Genomic DNA, 22,454 nt, shown 5'->3' with positions numbered 1-22,454 from the left:
ACCGGCAGGCTTCCCGGCATTGCGTACCTTTGCTGCATTTGCGTAGTCTATGTGGAGAAACCTTGCCCTGTTCGTCATCAAGAACCGCCGCCTGCTGGTAGGGCTGCTGGCCGTTATCACGGTATTTATGGCCTGGCAAGCCCGCAAAATCGAAATGACTTACGATTTTGCCCAGGTGGTGTCGCCCGACGACCCGGACATGGTGTACTTCCAGAAGTTCAAGCGGCAGTTTGGCGAGGATGGCAACGTGCTGGTGCTGGGCATGCAGGACAGCTCGGTGTACCAGCTCGGCAACTTCAACGAGCTGCGCCTGCTCACGGATACGCTCAGCAAGGTGCAGGGCGTGAATGGGGTGCTGGGCGTGACGCGCCTGCCTCGTCTGGAAAAGGATACCGCCACCCAGACGTTCCGGGCCGTGCCCATCTTCCGGCGCTTTCCCCAGACGCAAGCTGAGTTGGACTCCCTGATGCAGGTGGTAAACGCTCAGGAGTTCTACAAAGGCCAGCTGATTTCGCCCGCCACCGGGGCCACGCTCCTGGCCCTCACCATGGACCCCAAGTACCTGAACTCCTCGCGCCGCGAAGCCGTGATGCAGAAGATTCTGGCCCATGCCGAGCGGTTTCAGAAGAAAACGGGCATCAAGATGCACTACGCGGGCCTGCCCTACGTGCGGGCCACCATGACCACCAAGGTGGCCTCGGAAATGAAGCTGTTCGTGGGCCTCACCATCGTGATGATGGCCCTCACCCTGCTCATGTTCTTCCGCACGTGGTCGGCGGTGGTGTTTCCGCTGCTCATTGTGCTGATTGTGGTGACGTGGTGCATTGGCTCGATGGTGCTGATGGGCTACAAAATCAACCTGCTCACGGGCCTGATACCGAGCATTATCATCGTTATCGGCATTCCCAACTGCACCTACCTGCTCTCCCGCTACCACTACGACTACCGCAAATCCGGCAATCAGGTGCTGGCTATGACGCGGGTGGTGCGCAAAATCGGGCTGGTCACGCTCATGAACAACACAACCACGGCCATCGGCTTCGTGGTGTTCTGCTTTACCAACATTGCCATTCTGTTTCAGTTTGGCGCGGTGGCTACCCTCAACATCTTCGTGGCCTTTGCGGTGTCGTTTATTCTGATGCCGATTGTGTTTACCATCCTGCCTCCGCCCACACCCAAGCAGCTGGAGCACCTGGAAGCCAAGCCGCTGATGAAGCTGCTGGAGTTCTTCGATTATCTGGTGCTGGAGCGCCGCCGAACGGTGTATATAGCCGCCCTGGTTTTCGCGGCGCTGGCCGCCGTGGGCGTTACCAAGGTGAAATCGGTTTCGTACATGGTAGATGATCTGCCCAAGGATTCGTCGGTGAACTCCGATTTGAAGTTCTTTGAGCAGCACTTCAACGGCGTGATGCCCCTAGAGCTGGTGGTGGATACGGGCAAACCCAAAGGCCTACTCAAGCTCAAGAACCTGGAACGCATCGACCGTTTGGAAAACTACCTGCGCACCCAGCCGGTGCTTACCTCACCGGTGAGCGTGGTGACGTTTCTGAAGGCATCCACCCAGGCGTTTTACAACGGCGACCCGCAGTACTACCGCCTGCCCGACAACGACGAGAAAAACTACGTGTTCAGCTACCTGGCCCGCTCGCAGTCCACCAAAGGCAGCGAAGGACAGTTGACCAGCAAGCTGCTGCGCTCCTTCACCGACAGCACCATGCAGAAGGCGCGCATCTCCCTGAAGATTGCCGATATCGGTTCAAACAACCTCGATACGCTAGTCAACAACCGCATCCGCCCCGAAATCGATAAGATCTTTAAGGGTACGGGCATGGACGTGAAGCTGACGGGCACCACCATTCTGTTTACCAAGGGCAACGAATACCTGATTGGCACGCTGAAATCGAGTTTGCTGCACGCGTTTCTGCTGGTGGGCGCCGTGGTGCTGATTTTGTTCCGCAGCGTGCGGGCGGTGTTCTTCACGCTGCTGCCCAACTTCTTCACTTTGCTGCTCACGGGCGGCCTAATGGGCTACTTCGGCATTCCGCTCAAGCCCAGCACGGCCCTTATTTTCAGCATTGCCCTGGGTATCGATGGCGACAATTCCATTCACCTGCTGGCCAAGTTCCGGCAGGAAATGGCTATAAACGGCCGCCGCGTGAAAGCCGCCATTACCACCACGCTTTCGGAGGCGGGCACCAGCATGATTTACACCAGCATCGTGCTGTTTCTGGGCTTTTCGGTGTTTGCCTTCTCCGAGTTTGGCGGCACTAAAGCCCTGGGCTTGCTCATGTCGGCCAGCTTGCTGATTACCAACTTTTCCAACCTGATTCTGCTGCCCTGCCTGCTCGTTACCTTCGAGCACGGCGCCGATGAGGAAACCATCGACCAGTCGAATATCCGCCACTACGACGACAACTACCACGAGGAAGACGACGACCTGGAGCTGAACCTGGGTCGGATGCAGAAAGGAGTAGGGTAGGGACTCAGGGACTTGGGGACTTAGGGACTTGGAGTTATTCTGCAAGCACGCAAGTGTTGCAGAAGAGCGCCTAATTTCTGAGTCGCCAAGCCTGCTACTCTTTGCTTCAAAAACCAAGTCCCCAAGACCCCAAGACCCAAAAAATGAACTACCCCGAATACAAGCAGCCGCTCAACTACGGCCAGGTTGGCACCGATATCCTGGCGTGGTGGAAGCAGAACGGCATCTTTGAGAAAAGCGTGAGCTCCCGGGAAGGGCAGCCCACCTTCGTGTTTTATGAAGGTCCGCCTTCGGCCAACGGCGCGCCCGGCATTCACCACGTCATGGCCCGCACTGTGAAGGACATCTTCTGCCGCTACCAGACCCTGCTGGGCAAGCAGGTGAGCCGGAAGGGTGGCTGGGACACCCACGGCCTGCCCATCGAGCTGCAGGTGGAGAAGGAGCTGGGCATCACGAAAGAGGATATCGGTAAGAAAATCAGCATCGAGGAATACAACCAGCGCTGCCGCGAAACCGTCATGCGCTTCAAGGCCCAGTGGGACGACCTCACCGAGAAAATGGGCTACTGGGTGGACCTCGACGACCCCTACATCACCTTCGAGCCCGAGTACATCGAAAGCTGCTGGGCCCTGCTCAAAAAGCTCTACGACAAAGGCTACCTCTACAAAGGCTACACCATCCAGCCTTACTCGCCGGCGGCCGGCACCGGCCTCAGCTCCCACGAGCTGAACCAGCCCGGCACCTACCGCGACGTAAAGGACACGACCATCGTGGCTCAGTTCAAGGTAAAGCGGGACGAGAAGTCAGAGAAGCTGTTTGCCGGCCCAGCTTGGGAGGTTGAGAATACCGATATTTTCATCCTAGCTTGGACTACGACGCCTTGGACACTACCAGCTAACACTGGCTTGGCGGTAGGTAAGAATATTCCATATGTGCTCGTTCGCACTATCAACCCTTACACCAAGCAATACATCCGGGTCGTTTTAGCGAAAGCGAGGCTGAAGAGCTACTTCTCTGAATTCACTGAAAATGGCAAGCCTATTCTGCCAACGTACTCAGATTGGGGAAGCTTAGAAAGGCAGATTCCGTGGGAAATCGAAGCTGAATTCACCGGCGCCGACCTTGTCGGCGTCAACTACGAGCGGCTGTTCGGCCAAGACAAGGGCTTCCCGGCCTTCGAAGGGGAGGAGCGCGCCTTCCGTGTTATCAGCGGCGACTTCGTCACCACCGAAGATGGTACCGGCATCGTGCACATTTCGCCCACCTTCGGTGCCGATGACTTTCGCGTGGCCCAGCAAAATGACATTCCCGCGTTGCTGGTAACCGACGACCAAGGCAAAATCGGCCCCGTAGTGGACCGCACCGGCCGCTACGTGGCTCAGATGGGTGAATTCGGCGGGCGTTGGGTGAAAAACTACGACGGGCACGACCAGAGCGGCGCCGACTACAAAACCCTCGACGAAAGCATTGCCATCCGCATGAAAGGCGACGGCACGGCCTTCAAAGTGGAGAAGTACGAGCACACCTATCCTCACTGCTGGCGCACCGATAAGCCCGTGCTCTACTACCCGCTCGACTCCTGGTTTATCAAAACCACGGCGGTGAAAGACCGGCTCATCGAGCTCAACAAAACCATCAACTGGAAGCCTGAAAGCACCGGCACCGGCCGCTTCGGCAACTGGCTGGAAAACCTGGTCGACTGGAACCTGAGCCGCTCCCGCTACTGGGGTACGCCCCTGCCCATCTGGCGCAGTCAGGACGGCTCGGAGGAAATCTGCATCGGCTCCATCGAGCAGCTCAGCGCCGAAATCGACAAAGCCGTAGCCGCCGAAATCATGACCCACAACCCCTACCAAAAGGTGGACGGCAACTGGGTAATGGCCGATGGCAGCGCCGAAGAATCGACCAAGAAAATCGACCTGCACCGCCCCTACGTGGACGATATTTTTCTGGTGAGCCCCTCGGGCCAGCCCATGTACCGCGAAACCGACCTCATCGACGTGTGGTTCGACAGCGGCGCCATGCCCTACGCCCAGTGGCACTACCCGCTGGAAAACAAGGAGGTGTTTGAGCGCAATTTCCCCGCCGACTTCATTGCCGAAGGCGTGGACCAAACCCGCGGCTGGTTCTTCACTTTGCACGCTTTGGGCGTGATGCTGGAGGATTCCGTAGCCTTCAAAAACGTCATGGCCAATGGCCTGGTACTCGACAAAAACGGCAACAAGATGAGCAAGCGCCTCGGTAACGCCGTGGACCCGTTTGCCACCATCAGCCAGTACGGGCCCGACGCCACCCGCTGGTACATGATTGCCAACGCCCAGCCCTGGGATAACCTCAAGTTCGATCTGGCCGGCATCACCGAAGTGCAGCGCCGCTTCTTCGGCACGCTGTTCAACACCTACTCGTTTTACTCGCTCTACGCCAACCTCGACGGCTTCCAGGCCACCGAAACCGGCCGCGTGCCTCACGCCGAGCTAAGCGAGCTGGACCGCTGGATTCTGAGCAAGCTTCAGTCCCTCATCCTCGAAGTGCGGGGCTACTACGACGGCTACGACCCGACCAAGGCCGCCCGCGCCATCCAGGATTTCGTTACCGATCAGCTTTCCAACTGGCACGTGCGCCTCTCGCGCCGCCGCTTCTGGAAGGGCGAGCTGACCCAGGACAAGCGCGCCGCCTACGAAACCCTGCAGGAATGCCTCGTGACCGTGGCCCAGCTCATGGCTCCCATTGCGCCCTTCTTCGCCGAATGGCTCTACAAGAACATGACCGACGGCCTGCGCCAGAACGGCGAAACTCAGCAGTGGGCTGCCGAGTCGGTGCACCTGACGCTGCTCGTGCAGGCCGACGAAGCCCGTATCGACAAGGCCCTGGAGGAACGGATGGAGCTGGCTCAGCGCATTTCTTCGCTCACGCACTCCCTGCGCAAGAAGTCGGTGCTGAAAGTGCGCCAGCCCCTGCAGCGCATCCTGGTGCCCGTTTTAAACGACACCACGCGGGAGCAGGTAGGCAAGGTCGAGGATTTGATCTGCGCCGAGGTGAACGTGAAGCACGTGGAGTTCCTCGACGATACCAGTGGGGTGCTGGTGAAGTCGGTGAAGCCCAATTTCAAGCGGTTGGGGCAGCAATACGGCCCGAAGCTGAAGGTGGTAGGCGCCCGCATTCAGCAGATGACGGCCGAGGAAATCAGCACCCTGGAAAAAACCGGACAGCTGGCCGTGGAAATCGAGGGGGAAACCTACACCCTGGCCCCCGACGACGTGGAAATCCGCACCGACGACTTGCCCGGCTGGCTCGTGGCCACCGACGGCCCACTGACGGTAGCTCTGGACGTGACCCTGACCGACGAATTGCGCCAGGAAGGTGTAGCCCGCGAGCTGGTAAACCGTCTGCAGAATCTGCGCAAGGACAGCGGCCTGGAAGTGCAGGACAAAATCCGCGTCACGCTGCAGCAGCAGCCCGAGCTGGAAGCCGCTGTGCAGTCGTTCGGCAGCTACATCCGGGAAGAAATTCAGGCCCTAGCCCTGGACTTCGCGCCCGAAATCAGCGGCGGTTCGGTGCTCGAATTTGACGAGTATTCGGTGCCCGTGCAGCTGAACGTGGCAACTGCCTGATGCTAAGGTGCCAACTGCCGCTTCTGAAATGGCGGTTGGCACACCGGCGCACAAAGCGTTTTGGGTCGCCATTGAATCGGCTTAAAACGGCACAAAACACCCTTCCAACCATATACCAACGGTGCGCTAGCCGGGCGGTGCACCCGGGCGGCGAAGTCCAAAAATCTTCGTCACTTTGTGCTGCGAGAGGGGAGAGGGACCCGTGCTGACAGCGTGTCAGGGCAGCGTCTCACTTCTCACGGCTAACCGCTCACTTCTCAGAAATGAAATACTGGAAATATTACCTCGTGGCGCTGCTGGTCATCGTCATTGATCAGCTGTCGAAGTGGGCCGTGCACCGCTACATGCCCCTAGGCGTAGCGGGAGAAATTCCTATGCTAGGAGACTGGTTTAAGCTGCACTACACGCTGAATCCGGGCATGGCCTTCGGGGTAGAATTGCCGCCGCCCTACGGCAAAATCCTGCTCACCAGCTTCCGCCTGGTGGCCGTGACGGGCATTGCCTACTATATCTACCGCCTCTGGAAGCAGCGGGCTCCGCAGGGGCTGCTGGTGTGCGTAGCCATGATTCTGGGCGGCGCCCTGGGCAACGTTATCGATTCTATCTTCTACGGCATCCTCTACAACAATGCGCCGTTCAATGCGCCCACGCCCTGGTTTCACGGGCAGGTGATTGACATGCTGTACGTGGATATCTACGAAGGCTTCCTGCCCACCTCCTGGCCGTTGGTGGGCGGTTCCCACGTGTCGCTTTGGCCGATCTTCAACATTGCCGATTCGGCCATTTTTGTGGGCGTGGCGCTGATTCTGCTGTTTCAGAGCCGCTTCTTCGGCCACCCCGACAACGTTCATCCCCTGGCTGCCGACGACGTAGCCGCCGCCCAGGCCCGCCACGACGCCGAAGCCTCGGAAGTAGCGTAGATTCGTTTCGAGATTCATCAAAAGGCCCGTCGGAGTTATCCGGCGGGCCTTTTTGTATTTCTACGGCTGGCAATCGGTACTGCCTCTGCGCCCTCTGCGGGCTAAACTTCCCATCATCATCCCAGGAAGCGCTCCGTATCTTTACCCATCTGCCCGTTTCCGCGCTATGTCTAAGCCCCTGCTTTCTGTCCGCAACCTCACCATCGACTTTCAGAGCCACCGCGGCAATACGCGGGCCGTGGCGGACATTTCCTTTGATCTGAACCGGGGCGAAACGCTGGCCATTGTAGGAGAATCGGGCTCTGGAAAGTCCGTGACGTCCCTGGCGCTGATGGGGCTGATTCCGCTGCCGCCCGGCCAGATTGTGAGCGGGGAAGCCTTGTTTCAGAGTGAGGCGCTAGGAGAGGTAGACCTGCTGAAACTACCCGAGGAGCAGCTCCGGAAGGTGCGCGGCAACGACATCGGCATGATCTTTCAGGAGCCGATGACCTCCCTGAACCCGGTGTACACCTGCGGGCACCAGGTGGTGGAAGCCCTGCGCCTGCATACTACGCTGAGTTCAAAAGAAGCCGAAGCCCGCACCGTGGAGCTGTTTACGATGGCCCAGCTGCCCCGCCCCGAGAAAATATTTACCAGCTACCCCCACGAAATCAGCGGGGGCCAGAAGCAGCGCGTGATGATAGCCATGGCTATGGCCTGCAACCCCGCCATCCTCATTGCCGACGAGCCCACCACCGCCCTCGACGTGACGGTGCAGGCCCGCATGCTGCGCCTTATCGACGACCTGCGCCGCCAGCACCACACGGCCGTCATCTTCATCACTCACGACCTGGGTGTAGTGGCCGAAATAGCCGACCGTATCCTTGTCATGTACCGGGGCCGGGTGGTGGAGCAGGGCCCCGTGCTCGACATCTTCACCAACCCGCAGCACCCGTACACTAAAGGTCTGCTGGCTTGCCGCCCAAAACTTTCCGTGGGCCGCAAAAAACTTCCGGTAGTGGCCGATTTCATGCAGGAAGCGGCTGATGGCAGCTTCATCAGCACGAAAACCACCGTGGCGCAAGTAGCTGAGGGCTACCCGGCTGATGAAGCTATGGCAGCCCCTCAAAACGGACCTGATACCACCAAAAAGTTCCCCGTGGAACATTCTGTTTCACGCCCTGAACTCCCGGGTTTTGGTCTGGAAACGGCACCCACACTAGAGTCGGGCCAGCTGTTGCCGCTAGAGGCCGGGCCTGTTGCCCGGCCAGAAACTCCGGTGCCAGCTAGTGCTGCCGGCTTTACTTCCAGCCAGGCAGCGGATAACCAAGCCCCCAAGTCCTCAAGTCCCCAAGTCCCCCTTTTAAGCATCCAAAACCTCAACGTTCATTTCCCCATTCACAAAGGCTTCTTCAACCGCAAGCCTGAGTTTGTGCGGGCCGTGGATGGGGTGAGCTTTGCTATCTACCCCGGCGAGACAGTGGGGCTGGTAGGGGAGTCGGGCTGCGGCAAGACTACGCTGGGGCGGGCCATTCTGCGACTGGTGGAGCCCACTTCCGGTAGCATCCTGTTCGAAGGAGTAGACCTGGCTAAGCTGCCGGCCGAGCATCTGCGCCGCCGCCGCCGGGAGTTTCAGATGGTGTTCCAGGATCCGTACGCCGCCCTCAACCCAATGATGACTGTGGGCGAGGCCATTCTGGAGCCTATGCGCGTGCACGGCGTGGGCGGCAACAAACAGCAGCAGAAAGCCCGGGTGCTGGAGCTGCTGCGTACGGTTGGTTTGAAGGAGGAGCACTACCTGCGCTACCCCCACGAGTTCAGCGGGGGTCAGCGCCAGCGCATCTGCATTGCCCGGGCCCTGGCTTTGCAGCCCAAGTACATCATCTGCGACGAATCCGTGTCGGCCCTCGATGTGTCGGTGCAGGCGCAGGTGCTCAACCTGCTCAACGACCTCAAGCGCGAGTTCGGCATCACCTACCTGTTTATCACCCACGACCTGTCGGTGGCCCGCTTTATGAGCGACCGGCTGCTGGTGATGCGCCAGGGGCAGATTGTGGAAAGCGGGCCCGCCGCCGAGGTCTATGCTAACCCCCAGCACGAGTACACCCGTCAGTTGCTGGCCGCCATTCCCAAAGACACTCCCGCCGATATCCAAGCCGCCGTGGCCAGCCGGGCATAGGGGTTAGGTAGGCCAATGCCAATAATCGAACGTCATGCTGAGCGAAGTCGAAGCATCTCTACCAATCCGTTAGGTTATCAAACGAAGCGGTAGAGATGCTTCGACAAGCTCAGCATGACAGCTTATTAATTTCTTCGCACAAAAACACCCGGCACTTTTATGCCGGTAAGTGCGTTGACACCTCAAATAAACGGATGCCCATCTACCGCGCTTCGGCCGCCGTAACGCAACGGTAACCGGCTATTTTTTGCCTTGCAATAGTTATTGCCCGCTATATTCCGTAGTATCCCTTCAAAGCCCGTAAAAACGGCTTATACCCTTCACCCCGGAAAGCACCCAATCCGGCCGCTTTCTATTTTACTTAACCCCGCCGCCTACGAAAAAGACACCCACTGGCGGCCCGTTTTCTACATGAAAGAAAAAGACGAATCCGCCGCCCCCCGCGCCTCCCGCGCGAAGGCAGCCCGTGGCGACCAAGCCACTCCCATTTCCAAAGACCTCGTGTTTCGCGTGTTCCGCGACAACCCGGGCAAAGTTTTATCCTACCGTCAGCTTTCCCGCCGCCTGGGGGTTACCACCAAGGAGCAGCGCGAAGACGTGTTTGAGCACCTGAAAAGCCTAAAGAAAGCAGGCCTGCTCACGCTGCTCCAGAACGACGACTACCGCCTGACTGATGCCAGTGTTGCGCATGCGGCTACGGAGCCCGCCAGCGGCCGCAAAACCCGCAAAAACGACCGGGAGCCATTTGCCGCCGTCAACCGGGGTGGCCGGCCCGCCGAGTTGGTAGGGCAGGACCCGGTAGTACACCGCCGCCGCGAAGCCGGCTTCGACTTCCCGGATGCTGATGCGCCTACCACCCCGCGCCGCGCTGGCCGCTCCGAAGGGGGCGACACCATCACCGGCACCGTGGCCCTGGCTACCGACAAGTACGCTTTCATCATCTCCGAGGAAAGCGAGCAGGATGTGCGCGTATTTACCGACCGGCTGAAGTTTGCCATGCACGGCGACACGGTGCGCCTGCGCCTGCGCGGCTCCCGCGACGGCCGCCCCGTGGGCGACGTGGTAGAAGTCCTCAACCGGGTGCGCCCTGAGATTGTCGGGCGGCTCTACCTGAAAGGCGGTATCGGCTTCGTGAAGCCCGACAACCGCAAGCTCTACTTCGACGTGTTCGTGCCCTTCGAGAGCCTGCACGGCGCCAACCACGGCGAGAAAGTGCTGGTGCGCATCACCGAGTTTCCGGAGCACGATGCCGGCCGCCAGCCCGTGGGCGAGGTGGCGCGCAGCTTTGGGCAGGCCGGCGAGAACGAAGCCGAAATCAACGCCATCATGGCGGAATTTGGGCTGCCGTTTGAGTTTCCGGCTGAGGTAGAGGCGGAGTCGGAAAGCATTCCGCTGGAAATACCGGCCGGGGAGCTTAAGCGCCGCCGCGACTTCCGCCATATCACCACCTTCACCATCGACCCCGTCGATGCCAAGGACTTCGACGATGCGCTGTCGATTCAGAAGCTCGAAAACGGCCACTGGGAAATCGGGGTGCACATTGCCGATGTGACGCATTATGTGCGCCCCGGCATGGCCCTGGAAAAAGAAGCCCGCTACCGCGCTACCTCCGTGTACCTGGTAGACCGCGTGATTCCGATGCTGCCGGAGCGGCTTTCCAACGGCCTCTGCTCCCTGCGCCCGAACGAGGACAAGCTTACCTTCTCGGCTGTGTTTGAGCTGGACGAGAACGGCAAGCTCTACAACTCCTGGTTTGGCAAGACCATCATTCACTCCGACCGCCGCTTCGCCTACGAAGATGCCCAGGAGCGCATCGAAGGCCTGGAAGCCGACTACACGGCCGAAATCCAGCTGATGAACAGCATTGCCAAGAAGCTCTGCGCCCAGCGCTTCAAGCAGGGCGCCATCAGCTTCGAAACCCAGGAAGTGAAGTTCAAGCTCGACGAAAACGGCAAGCCGCTGGGCGTGTACGTGAAGGAGCGCAAGGACGCGCACAAGATGATTGAGGAGTTCATGCTGCTGGCCAACCGCAAGGTGGCTGAGTTCGTGTTCAAGCTCAAGAACCGCAAGCCGCGCTACACCATGGTGTACCGCGTGCACGACGCCCCCGACGAGGAGCGTCTGCAGAACTTTGCCCTCTTCGCACAGAAGTTTGGCCACCAGCTCGACCTATCCAACCCCAAAAAGCTGAGCGCCGAGCTCAACGATTTGAGCAGCGAAGTGGTAGGGCGGCCCGAGCAGAACGTCATCCAGACGCTGGCCATCCGGACCATGGCCAAGGCCACGTACACCACCGACCCGCGCGGGCATTTCGGCCTGGCCTTTGAGCACTACTCGCACTTTACCTCGCCCATCCGCCGCTACCCCGATATGATGGCGCACCGCCTGCTGGAGCACTACCTGGAAGGCGGCAAAAACGTGGAGGTCGAGCCCATTGAGGAAGAATGCAAGCACTCCTCGGAGCGCGAGAAGCTGGCCGCCAATGCCGAGCGCGCCAGCATCAAGTACAAGCAGGTGGAATTCCTGCAGGACCGCGTGGGCGAGCAGTTCACCGGCGTGGTATCGGGCCTCACCGACTGGGGGCTGTACGTGGAAATCGAGGAAAACAAGTGCGAAGGCATGGTGCGCATTGCCGACATCCCCGGCGACTTCTACGAGTTGGATAAGGACAACTACCGTCTCGTGGGCCAGCATACCAAGCGCATCATCCAGTTCGGCGACGAGTTGCAGGTGGTGGTGAAAGCCGCCAACCTGCTTGACCGCACCATTGACTTCGAGTTGGTGGACAACCGCCCTGACTCAGTAAAGCGCCGTGAGCAGGAGGAGCGCCAGAGCCGCCGCGGCTACCGCCCCGAGCGCAGCAGCAAAGGTGGCCGGCCCGGCGGTGGTAAGTCCGGCGGTGGCAACAACCGCCGACGGTAAGCTTGCTTAATATCCTTAACAACAAACGCCCCGATGGCTTAAGCTGTCGGGGCGTTGTTTTTAGCGGGCGCATTGCTGGCACACTTGCTTCGCTTGCGCCGCCGTACCTTGCTCCTCCGAACCTCGACCTTTTTCCGTGGACCTGTCTTATTTCACCGATAAATTTTCCGCCGGCCTCGCCGACCTGCGCTACGGCGACCAGCCCACCAGCCTCTACGAGCCCATCCGCTACATCATGGGCCTGGGTGGCAAGCGCATCCGACCCTTACTCACGCTACTTGGCGCCCACCTCTTCACTGATGATCTGGGCCCTATAGTGAAGCCCGCGCTGGCTACGGAGGTCTTCCACAACTTCACCTTGCTCCACGACGACCTGATGGACCAAGCTCCCCTGCGCCGGGGTCAGGCCACCGTGCACGAGAAGTGGAACCCCAACGTGGCCATTCTGAGCGGCGACGTGATGCTGGTGCGGGCTTACGAACTGCTGTTCGACATCCAACCCGAGCTGCTGGCCCACGTGCTGCGCCGCTTCTCGCAAACCGCCGCCGAGGTGTGCGAAGGCCAGCAGTGGGACATGAATTTCGAAACGGAAACGGAAGTCAGCATTGCGCAGTACCTCGACATGATTCGGCTGAAGACGGCCGTGCTGCTGGGCTTTGCCCTGGAGTTGGGCGCTCTGCTGGGTGGCTCTTCCCGCGAGGATGCCGACCATCTGCGCCAGTTCGGCGTGGGCATCGGCCTGGCCTTCCAGCTGCGCGACGACCTGCTCGATGTGTACGGCGACGCGGCCACCTTCGGCAAGCGCGTGGGCGGCGACATTGTAAGTGATAAGAAGACCTACCTGCTGCTCACGGCCCAGGCCCAGGCCAACCCCACCCAGCGCGCCGTACTGGCCCGCCACATCGGTCAGCCCGTGCCGGATGCCGATGCCAAAGTACAGGCCGTGCGCGCCGTGTACGATGAGCTCGATATACGCCCGCAGACGGAAGAACTGATCAACGATTACTTCCTGGATGCCTTGCAGCATCTGGAGCGCGTGGCGGCCCCCGAAATGCGTAAAAAACCACTGCACCAACTGGCCCTACAACTACTGGAGCGGGAAAGCTAACCTAGCTACCTGCTTTAAGCATTTCCCCTTTTCCCTCTCTTATGCCCTTCCTCAATCCCGCGCTTATTCTGATTGCGCTGACCGCTGGTATTTCCATGTATGCCTGGTCGAACCGGAATTTGCTCGAGAGCTGGGTGTTCAGCCCCTATCTGGTAGAGCGCCGACAGCAGTGGTACCGCTTCCTGACCTCAGGTTTCCTGCACGCCGACTTCGTGCACTTGTTTTTCAACCTGTGGGCGTTCTACTCCTTCAGCCCGGTGGTGCAGCAGGAATATGCGGCGCGCTACGGCCTGATGGGCGGCACAGTGTGCTTTCTGCTGCTGTACCTGGGTGCCATCATCGTGTCGGATATTCCCACCTTTCTGCGCCACCGCCATGACCCTGCTTATACCAGTCTGGGGGCTTCGGGCGGCGTATCGGCGGTGGTGTTTGCCAGCGTGTTGTTTTATCCCGTGGCGCTTGGCGGGGGAGGCATCTACATTTTTCCGCTGCCGGTGCCCATCCAGCCCTTCGTGTTTGGCATCCTGTATCTGGCGTATTCCTACTACATGGCGCGCCGGCAGGGGGACAATATCAACCACGACGCTCACTTCTACGGTGCGCTCTATGGAGCTGTACTTTCGCTGGTGCTGGCGCCTGCCTCGGCAGCCGAATTCTGGAATAAAGTGCAGACTTATTTAAGTAATTTACTGTAAATCAGTAATTTGTATAAAAAATATTGCATACTCTATATCCATTCCGGGCAGTGAGGCGTACAGAAGGGCATTCATCACCTTTTCTCTCTACTCCCATGAACAAAATCATTGCTTCTACCAGCCGTTTGGCTGCCGCTGCGCCGCTTTTCGCGCTGATGCTCCTCGTTTCATCTTGTGCCCGTTTTAATGCCAACGGCGGCCTAGCCACCTGGGGCTGGGTTCTCCTTATCCTGGATGTTCTGGCTTTGCTCGACGTGTTCCGTCAGCCCTGGACGATTGGCAAAAAGATTCTGTGGGCCGCCATTATCTTCTTCTTCCCCCTGGCTGGCCTGATCATCTACTGGCTGTTTGCCGGCCGTGGCAAGTCCAACACGGGCATCGTGTAAGCTTGCTCCCTGCCAACAAGAAGGCCCCGTACCAGCAGTTGGTACGGGGCCTTCTTGTTAATGAACTACTGGGCTTGCCTACTTCTGCCTACTTCCTCAGCAACTGGTTTTTCTCCAGCCGGGCTACGTGCTTCAGTATTTCCCCGGTGTTGGTGATTTCCGTGGCCTGCCAGTAGTCGCCCTGGTTGCGCATTTTCACCTCTACTACTACCGTGGTGTCGTAGCGGGGCTGCGTAAACTCCAAGCCTACCAGCGCCTGCTCGCCTTCTTCGCGGCTGTACTTGATGCCTTTAAACTGGCTGTCGGGGCTCACCACTTTGCCGGCCAGCCCCAGGATGGATACGTTCACTGCCCGCTTGGGAGCCGCGGCAGCGGCGGCTTCCAGGGAGCCGGTTTCGATGTATCGCTCCACCTCGCGCCGGGCAGCTTTCGTTAGCTGGGGCTTCAGAAGGCGTAAAGCTCCTTTCACCGCCAGCCCGCCCGGGTTGAGCACGCCCAGCGCCGCGCCCTGAGTTGCTACTTGGTCCACCAGATTCCCCGTCACGCTTTCTACGTCCACGTATCGCCCAAAGGCGGCGGCATCGTGGTCGTGCGCGGCTTTAGCCGCCTGCATCAGCGAGTACTCGGGAGTGCCCGACATATGACGATAATAGAGGTAGCCGCCCAGAAGCAGGGCCAGCACCACAACGGCTAGAATAATCTTTTTCATGCGCCCAAGGTACAAAGGGGAGCAGAACAGACGGCATCCGTATACTCTACAAACTGCGCTCCTGGCCGGCTGGTCATCGCACTAAGGTTCCTGTTTTCCATGTCTGATTCCGCTTACTATCCCGTTATTCATGGCCACCGCGGCTGCCGCGGCCTGCGGCCCGAAAACACGCTACCGGCTTTCCGCCATGCCGTACAGCTGGGGGTTGAGGTAATAGAGCTGGACGTGGTGGTGTCGGCCGATAACCGCGTAGTGGTATCGCATGAGCCCTGGATGTCGGCCACTATTTGCCGCACGCCAGCTGGCTTGCCCATCAGCGCCTCCGAGCAGTACGCCCACAACCTGTACACGCTGCCCTACGCCGAAATCGTCCGGTACGACTGCGGGCTTACCCGGCATGCGGCCTTTCCGGAACAGCAGCCCGAACCCGCCTATAAGCCCTTGCTTAGCGAAGTCGTGCGCAACCTCGATAACCTGGCCTGCGAGCTGGGCCGCGCTCCGGTACGCTACAGTATCGAACTCAAGAGCGACCCAGCCGCCGATGGTCTTTTTCAGCCATTGCCGGGCCCTTTCCTGGAGCTGGTACTGCAGGAGTTACGGGCGACTCAGGTCCTGCCCCGCACTACGCTGCTTTGCTTCGACAAGCGCATCCTACAGCTCGCGCACCGGCAACTGCCTACGCTGCCGCTCTGCCTGTTGGTAGAAGATGTGCAGCCGTTCAGCCAGCACCTGGAGCAGCTGGGATTTACACCCGCCGTGTATGGTCCGCAGTATCATCTGGTCACGCCTGAGCTGGCTGCCGAGCTGGCTAGCCTGGCGGTGCAGCTGGTACCGTGGACGGTAAATGACCCCACCGATTTCATGCGTCTTCTGGCCCTTCGCCCCGCTGGTATTACTACTGATTATCCCAATCGGTTTCTGCCAGCCCGCTAGGCGCCGGGGGCAACTTACTCTGCCAGTTCGTTGATAGTTACACACCCGCTTTTCCTGTTAGAGGATTGATGGCGCAGTAGTGCATTCTGATCCGCTACACCGTTATGGTGAGTTAAGCAGCCTGGCTTCAGTTGTTACATTAACACTGTTATTGTAACGTAATTCATGTTGTGTTACAAAAATTGTATAAATGTATCATTGTAACACTTCTTTGTAAAGTGTATTAATTACATTCGTGTGTATCATTATAGCGTGTATCATTTCAGGTAATTGTATCTGTTTTTTGTTTACGTAAAACACTTTGCTCATATTTACACTCTACATTAATCTTACACCGCTAACCATGCCGCATCAGGGCGAAATACTGCAGGAAGCCATTAAAAACAGCGGAATTTCGATTACGCGCATCGTGGACGAACTGGGTATTACACGTCCAACGATATATCGTAAATTCAAAGAAGAGACACTTGATTACAACTTTGTTAAACGCATCGGCGAAATAATATCTCACGACTTTTCACAAGATTTTACAAGTCTGCAACAGACTGTCTTGCCCTTTACAGGTGCAACGCCTGTTACACCATTAGGTGTTACATCCGAACGTGTAACGTTGCCGCGTAATGCTGTATCACTTCCGGCCGATATGGATGCAACCAAGCAGCTAATGGCTCTGCAGCAGAAGTACATTGCCCTGCTTGAGGCTTACAATGAGCTTCTTTTGAAAGTGTATGGCCCCAAGTGAACAAAAGTGTTCCACGTGAAACATTTTTGTCCGAAGCCAGTAGCGAAAACCGGGTTGCAAACCAAGCCATAAAAGTTACACAGAAGGCCACAAGCTGGTCGATAGCCAAACCAGGCGGCCGCCTAAGGTTTACATAGTACACTTGTTTTCATAGACGCAACACGCCTTATGCCACCTCTAGACTACCGGCCCGTATCCTACTCCCGCGTAACATTGACGGAGCTGATGATACCGGCTTACGCGAACTTCGGCGGGAAAATCCACGGTGGTATTTTGCTTTCCCTGATGGACAAAGTAGCCTACGCCGCGGCCTCCAAACATGCCGGTGCATACTGCGTGACGGTGAGCGTGGATGGAGTAAATTTCCTCCAGCCGGTGGAAGTTGGGGAGTTGGTTTCGTTGCTGGCTTCCGTCAACTACGTTGGCCGCACCTCTCTGCTGGTGGGCATCAAGGTCATTGCCGAAGACGTGCGAAAAGGGTCGGTGAAGCATACCAACACCAGCTACTTCACCATGGTAGCCAAGGACGACCTGGGCCGGCCTACTCCCGTGCCGGGGCTACTGCTGGAAAGCCCCGAGGATACCCGCCGTTTTATGGAGGCCATCAAGCGGCGTGAGGTGAAGGAGCAATTCCGGGAGGAGTTTGATAATGCCCGCACCCGGCTGGATGCTGAGCAGCACCTGCACCTGCTGGATAACGAGCGGTGCCGGTTGGGCTATGAGCCCATGCCAGGTGAGTAGGGGAGGAGTTGGAAAGGTTGTCGACTTCTTCTGACGTAAGCGGGACAGCCTATGGACTTTCTCTTTTAAGCTCAAATGGCCAGCTAGCGTTGCCTTGGTCCAGTCAGGAGTCAGACAGGCTGGCCTGGAGAAAGTCGTGAGACACGAATAAGCCACAAAAAAGCCTGCCCCGGTAGGACAGGCTAGTTGAAACAGGCCAAACAAAAAGAAGCTAGAGAAAGACAACCTCTTTGATAACCTCCGAGCCTACTTCGGCATTCAGGTTGGCCAGCACCTGGGTTTTGGCCATGAAGAGCTCGTGCTTAAGCGGAGCCGAAGACAGGCGCACAAACAGCTTGCTGTTGCTTACGTATACCTGCTGGGTTTTCATGGCTACAGCTTTGCCCATCACCCGCTCCCAACTGGCCACCACCGTTACCTCGTCCAACTTGCCCTGGAGACGGTAAGCCCGCAGCAAAGCGGTAATTCCATCCTTCAACGGCACAATGTCCGATTGACGGGAATTTTCGGAGGAATAAGGTTTTTTGAACGCCATTTTGTATGTAACGCGCGAACCTAAACGGCAGGTAGCGGCCCCACAAAGGTACGGCAGAGGGCCACTAAAGCGGCTGCACCCGGCCCGATTCAACCCGAAACCGGCGGATATCATCAGAGAGGGAAGCCAGTACCCGGTCGGTGCGTTCCAGGTGCGTATCGGTAAGAAAAATCTGGCCGAAGGTGTGGTTGGCCACCAACTGCATCAGCCGGGTAATGCGCTTCTCGTCGAGCCGGTCGAAGATGTCATCCAGCAAAAGCAACGGTTTATGCTGCTTGTGTAGCGCAAGGACTTCGAACTGGGCCAGCTTGAGCGCAATGGCAAACGACTTCTGCTGGCCCTGCGACCCGTAGCTTTTTACCGGCAGCTCATCCATCAGAAAGGTGAAATCATCCTTATGCGGACCCAGGGTGGTGCGCTGCAAGGTGAGGTCCCGGCGCTCTTGTAGACGCAGCAGCTTCAGAAAGTCGGCGCCAGGCAGCTCACTCTTATACGTAAGCGTCACCTGCTCACGCGAGTCGGCCAGCTGCTCGTAATGGCGCTGGAACACGGGCTCGAACTCAGTGAGAAACTCCTGCCGCCGTCGTACCAGCTGCTCGCCCAGCGGAGCCAGCTGCTCATCCAGCACCAGCAGGTAGTCCCGGTCGTAGCCGGCCTGACGGTCGGCGGCGAGCTTGAGCAAAGAGTTGCGCTGCTTGAGGGCGTGAGTATAGCGGATAAGCGCTTCGAGGTATTCGTGGTCGAGCTGGGAGATAAGGCTGTCGAAATACTTGCGGCGCTCCTCGCTGCCCTGCCGGATAAGGTCGGTATCATAGGGGGAGATGAGCACGACCGGGTAGCGCCCAATGTGGTCGGATACCCGCTCGTAGGCCTGCTTGTCGTGGGTGACGGCCTTCTTCTGACCCAGGCGCAAACTGCACTGAATGGTTTCGGGCTTGGCCTCGGCTGAGGCCTGGAAACGGCCCTTCACCACGAACAGCTCTTCACCCTGCTTGATGCTCTGCGCGTCGGCAACCGTGAAGGCACTCTTGGTGAGCGAGAGGTAATGGATAGCATCCAGCAGGTTGGTCTTACCGCTCCCATTGTCGCCCACAAAGCAGTTGATGTGCGGGGAGAAGCTCAGATTGGCTTCTTCGTAGTTTTTGAAGAAGAGTAAGTGGAGGCTATCAAGAGTCATGTTTGGGTTCGGAATTGCAATCCTTTTACGTACTTTCGCATCCCAAACGCGAACAATCGAAAGCAAGATGGCGGAGACGAAAGTAAAGGCTACCCCGAAGGCTTCCAATTCGACGAAAAAATCGTCGACTCCCAAGGCCTCCTCTACAGGCAAGGCTGCACCCGAAACCGTGCAGCAGCCTGATCCGGTATTGCCGCCCGCCAACGGCGAGGCCCAGGCCGCTACCGACGCGCCTAAAGCAACGCCTACGACCAACCCGGAATTCCCGAAGGAAACCTACCTGCGCTGGTACGAGCAAATGCAGCTCATGCGCAAGTTTGAGGAAAAGGCCGGCCAGCTCTACGGTCAGCAAAAAATCAAAGGCTTCTGTCACCTCTATATTGGCCAGGAAGCCTGCGTAGCCGGCGCCGTGTCGGCCCTCACCAAGGACGACAAGTGGATTACTGCCTACCGCGACCACGCGCACCCCTTGGCACTAGGTACCTCACCCAATGCTATTATGGCCGAGCTCTATGCCAAGGCGACGGGCTGCTCCAAGGGCAAAGGCGGCTCCATGCACATCTTTGACAAGGACGTTAACTTCATTGGTGGCCACGGCATCGTAGGGGCGCAGGTACCGATGGGGGCCGGCATTGCCTTCGCGGAGAAGTTCAACAAGACCGGCAACCTGTGCATCTGCTACATGGGCGACGGGGCTGTGCGCCAGGGTGCCCTGCACGAGGCCTTCAACATGGCCATGCTGTGGAAGCTGCCCGTCATCTTCGTGGTAGAGAACAACGGCTACGCTATGGGTACCTCGGTGCAGCGTACCTCCAACGTGACGGAGCTCTACACCCTGGGTGAAAGCTACGACATGCCCTCGGAGCCGGTGAATGCCATGAACGTGGAAGACGTACACCATGCCGTGGCCCGCGCTGCTGAGCGCGCCCGCGCCGGTGAGGGCCCCACGTTCCTGGAGTTCAAAACCTACCGCTACAAAGGCCACTCCATGAGTGACCCCGCCAAGTACCGCACCAAGGAAGAGCTGGAAGACTACCGCTCGCGCGACGCCATCGAATCTGTGCGCCATACCATCCTGACCAACAACATGGCTACCGAGGAAGATCTGGCGGCCATCGACGAGAAGATCAAGGCGCAGGTGCTGGAGTCGGTGGAGTTTGCCGAAAACTCGCCCTTCCCCACGGCCGACGAGCTGTACAAGGATGTATACGTGCAGCAGGATTACCCCTATATCCACGACTAACCCGCCAAGGCAGCTGCAACGCCGCCCGGCCTTCTTTTTCTGAATTTCACCCTGATGTCGAAGATTCCTTACACGCGAAACAGCCCGCTGAATCGCCCGCAGCAAACCCAGGTGCCCGCTGACCCCAATCAGCCCGGTCCGGAAACGTTCGTGCCCGAGCACCCTTTGCTGGAAGACCCGGATGCACTGGCCGCTCGCCTTGCTAATTCGGAGGATTTCGTGCGACGCAACAAAAACCTGCTACTCGGTCTGCTGACAGTGGTAGTGCTGGCCGTGGTAGGTGGCTTTGGCTGGTACATCTGGAAGGGCAAGCAGGATGAGAAAGCGCAAGCCGAGCTGTTCCAGGCCGTGAACTACTGGGAAGCTGACTCGCTGAACAAGGCGCTGAAGGGTGACGGTCAGTACCGCGGCCTCGAAGCAGTAGCCAACGACTACAGCGGCACCAAGGCGGGTAACCTGGCCAACTTCTACGCCGGTGCGGCTTCGCTGAAAGCCGGCAAGTACCAGGAGGCCATCAACTACCTGGAAGACTTCAGCTCCGACGACCTGCTGCTGCAGGCCCGCGCCTATGCCCTGCTGGGTGATGCCAACCTGGAACTCAACAAAACCAAGGAAGCCGCCGACCTGTACGCCAAGGCCGCCGACTACAAGAGCAATGAGTACTTCACGCCCGGTTACCTGCTGAAGGAAGCCACGGCCCGCGAGCTGGCCAAAGACTACGAAGGCGCGCTGAAAGCCTACGACCGGATTCTGACCGATTACCCCACTGCCGCCGAAGCTACCGAAGCCAAGCAGTTGAAAGGTCGCGCCGAAGGACTGGCCGGCAAGTAGCCCATACTATACCCGAGAAACAAAAAGGTGGCCCTACGGTCACCTTTTTGTTTTGTCTTATATCCCGGGAGAACAGAAAGCGTGGGCGCGTACCTTTGCGGCCGACAGCACTGTACGTTCTTCAACCTCAACCCGACTATGGCAACTGCCCTCAAAAACCTTAGCGACTATACTTCCGACCAGTTTGTTGATATCAGCGAAAAGAAATTTGGCTTGGTGGTAGCCGAGTGGAACCGCGCCATTACAGATACGCTGGCTCAGGGTGCCTATGAGACGCTGCTCAAGCACGGCGCCAAGGCAGAAAACGTGTTCCGCAATACCGTACCCGGCAGCTTCGAGCTGACGCTGGGCGCGCAGCTGCTGGCCCAGCACGAAGAAATAGACGCTGTTATCTGTCTGGGTGTGGTGATCAAAGGCGAAACCAAGCACGACGACTATATCTGCCACGCCGTAGCGCAAGGCCTTACCACAGTGGGTCTTAAGTTCAACAAGCCCGTCATCTTTGGGCTAGTGACCACCAATACTGAGGAACAGGCCTGGGACCGCGCTGGCGGCAAGCACGGCAATAAGGGTGTGGAAGCCGCCGTGACAGCCATCCACATGCTAGGTTTCTGAGTCTTAGCCGCTCACGTAGTAAAATGCCTGTAGCGCAAATCAGGACAAAGCCGTAGCTTTGCGGCCGGAAACGACGTGTGCTACTTACCGTAGCAGGGTTGCAGATGAAATACGGGCGGCAAACTAATTTTGTGAGCCTGCTGTTTCGCCCCCAGCATCCCCGGTACGTGGTGCTCAGCTAAATACTCCATATTCAATTCCCTGTTCCCATGAGTGAAGAAAACCTACGCTATTCCAGGGAAGATCTGGCCGAGTTTGCGGAAATCATCCAGGATAAGCTTACGGCTGCCCGCAAGGAAGTAGCGTTCATCAAAGAAACCCTGAGCCGCAAAAACGATTCGGGTACCGACAACACGGCGTCTTCTTCGAAGGTGCTGGAAGATGGTGCCGATACGGCCGAAAAGGAAAGCCTCAACCAGTTGGCTTCGCGCCAGATGAAGTTTATCCAGCAGCTCGAAAACGCCCTAGTACGCATCAAGAACGGTACGTACGGCGTGTGCATCGGCACCGGTAAGCTTATCCCGAAGGAGCGCCTGCGCGCCGTGCCCCACACCCAGCACTCCATCGAAGCCAAGATGGCCCGCCGCGACTAAGCGCCGCGCTGGCTCGCCAGTAACGCCCGGACCAGCAGCCGGCTCCCGCAGGGGCT

The 22,454-nt window shown here is 58.3% G+C and carries 18 protein-coding genes; 15 read left to right on the top strand and 3 right to left on the bottom strand.

Annotation, left to right across the window (positions count from 1 at the left end; genetic code table 11):
• Positions 1–49: 49 nt before the first annotated feature.
• The 8 genes from I5L79_RS13370 to I5L79_RS13335 all read left to right on the top strand — a co-directional run bounded on the left by I5L79_RS13370 (position 50) and on the right by I5L79_RS13335 (position 14,279).
• Positions 50–2,479 (top strand): efflux RND transporter permease subunit, encoded by a 2,430-nt coding sequence (locus I5L79_RS13370; protein ID WP_196955558.1) that lies wholly within the window; start codon positions 50–52, stop codon positions 2,477–2,479.
• 143 nt (positions 2,480–2,622) lie between these two features.
• The gene (ileS, locus tag I5L79_RS13365) at positions 2,623–6,090 is read left to right on the top strand and encodes an isoleucine--tRNA ligase (RefSeq protein ID WP_196955557.1); all 3,468 of its coding nucleotides are present in this window, start codon (positions 2,623–2,625) and stop codon (positions 6,088–6,090) included.
• 263 nt (positions 6,091–6,353) lie between these two features.
• Positions 6,354–7,010, top strand: coding sequence for a lipoprotein signal peptidase (locus tag I5L79_RS13360; RefSeq protein ID WP_196955556.1), 657 nt, complete (start codon positions 6,354–6,356; stop codon positions 7,008–7,010).
• A gap of 166 nt (positions 7,011–7,176) precedes the next feature.
• Entirely contained in the window at positions 7,177–9,168 is a 1,992-nt protein-coding gene (locus I5L79_RS13355; RefSeq protein ID WP_196955555.1) for an ABC transporter ATP-binding protein, read from the top strand.
• Positions 9,169–9,579: 411 nt separating this feature from the next.
• Positions 9,580–12,090, top strand: coding sequence for a ribonuclease R (rnr, locus tag I5L79_RS13350; RefSeq protein ID WP_196955554.1), 2,511 nt, complete (start codon positions 9,580–9,582; stop codon positions 12,088–12,090).
• 136 nt (positions 12,091–12,226) lie between these two features.
• Positions 12,227–13,198 carry a polyprenyl synthetase family protein gene (locus I5L79_RS13345; RefSeq protein ID WP_196955553.1) on the top strand — a complete coding sequence of 324 codons (972 nt, stop codon included), beginning with the start codon at positions 12,227–12,229 and terminating at the stop codon, positions 13,196–13,198.
• 41 nt (positions 13,199–13,239) lie between these two features.
• The gene (locus tag I5L79_RS13340; RefSeq protein ID WP_196955552.1) at positions 13,240–13,893 is read left to right on the top strand and encodes a rhomboid family intramembrane serine protease; all 654 of its coding nucleotides are present in this window, start codon (positions 13,240–13,242) and stop codon (positions 13,891–13,893) included.
• A gap of 95 nt (positions 13,894–13,988) precedes the next feature.
• Entirely contained in the window at positions 13,989–14,279 is a 291-nt protein-coding gene (locus I5L79_RS13335; protein WP_196955551.1) for a PLDc N-terminal domain-containing protein, read from the top strand.
• Positions 14,280–14,367: 88 nt separating this feature from the next.
• Here the strand turns inward: I5L79_RS13335 and I5L79_RS13330 are convergent, their stop codons facing one another.
• Entirely contained in the window at positions 14,368–14,988 is a 621-nt protein-coding gene (locus I5L79_RS13330) for a DUF2939 domain-containing protein (RefSeq protein ID WP_196955550.1), read from the bottom strand.
• Between the two features lie 99 nt (positions 14,989–15,087).
• On the opposite strand from I5L79_RS13330, the gene I5L79_RS13325 reads away from it, so the two are divergent.
• The 3 genes from I5L79_RS13325 (at position 15,088) to I5L79_RS13315 (ending at position 17,404) form a co-directional block, all read left to right on the top strand.
• On the top strand, positions 15,088–15,921 hold the full coding sequence (locus tag I5L79_RS13325) for a glycerophosphodiester phosphodiesterase family protein (RefSeq protein WP_196955549.1): 834 nt from the start codon (positions 15,088–15,090) through the stop codon (positions 15,919–15,921).
• A gap of 343 nt (positions 15,922–16,264) precedes the next feature.
• On the top strand, positions 16,265–16,663 hold the full coding sequence (locus I5L79_RS13320; protein WP_196955548.1) for a helix-turn-helix domain-containing protein: 399 nt from the start codon (positions 16,265–16,267) through the stop codon (positions 16,661–16,663).
• Between the two features lie 168 nt (positions 16,664–16,831).
• Complete coding sequence (locus I5L79_RS13315) at positions 16,832–17,404, top strand: acyl-CoA thioesterase (RefSeq protein ID WP_196955547.1); 573 nt, start codon at positions 16,832–16,834, stop codon at positions 17,402–17,404.
• Positions 17,405–17,615: 211 nt separating this feature from the next.
• On the opposite strand, the gene I5L79_RS13310 is transcribed toward I5L79_RS13315, so the two are convergent.
• Entirely contained in the window at positions 17,616–17,939 is a 324-nt protein-coding gene (locus I5L79_RS13310; RefSeq protein ID WP_196955546.1) for a DUF721 domain-containing protein, read from the bottom strand.
• A 64-nt stretch (positions 17,940–18,003) separates the two neighbouring features.
• Positions 18,004–19,116, bottom strand: a complete 1,113-nt coding sequence (recF, locus tag I5L79_RS13305) for a DNA replication/repair protein RecF (protein WP_196955545.1) — start codon at positions 19,114–19,116, stop codon at positions 18,004–18,006.
• Positions 19,117–19,183: 67 nt separating this feature from the next.
• Here recF and pdhA point away from each other — a divergent pair, with 67 nt between their 5' ends.
• From pdhA to I5L79_RS13285, 4 genes are all read left to right on the top strand, one after another.
• Positions 19,184–20,359, top strand: coding sequence for a pyruvate dehydrogenase (acetyl-transferring) E1 component subunit alpha (pdhA, locus tag I5L79_RS13300; RefSeq protein ID WP_196955544.1), 1,176 nt, complete (start codon positions 19,184–19,186; stop codon positions 20,357–20,359).
• A 54-nt stretch (positions 20,360–20,413) separates the two neighbouring features.
• The gene (locus tag I5L79_RS13295; protein ID WP_196955543.1) at positions 20,414–21,190 is read left to right on the top strand and encodes a tetratricopeptide repeat protein; all 777 of its coding nucleotides are present in this window, start codon (positions 20,414–20,416) and stop codon (positions 21,188–21,190) included.
• A gap of 138 nt (positions 21,191–21,328) precedes the next feature.
• Complete coding sequence (gene ribH / locus I5L79_RS13290; protein ID WP_196955542.1) at positions 21,329–21,805, top strand: 6,7-dimethyl-8-ribityllumazine synthase; 477 nt, start codon at positions 21,329–21,331, stop codon at positions 21,803–21,805.
• 209 nt (positions 21,806–22,014) lie between these two features.
• Positions 22,015–22,398: a TraR/DksA family transcriptional regulator gene (locus I5L79_RS13285; protein ID WP_196955541.1), complete on the top strand. Its 384-nt coding sequence runs from the start codon at positions 22,015–22,017 to the stop codon at positions 22,396–22,398.
• Positions 22,399–22,454 lie beyond the last annotated feature (56 nt).

Source organism: Hymenobacter guriensis, assembly GCF_015773195.1.
GTDB classification, from domain to species: Bacteria; Bacteroidota; Bacteroidia; order Cytophagales; family Hymenobacteraceae; genus Hymenobacter; species Hymenobacter guriensis.
Note: the sequence above shows the minus strand (reverse complement) of the source record. Positions and strands in the feature narration are given on the sequence as shown.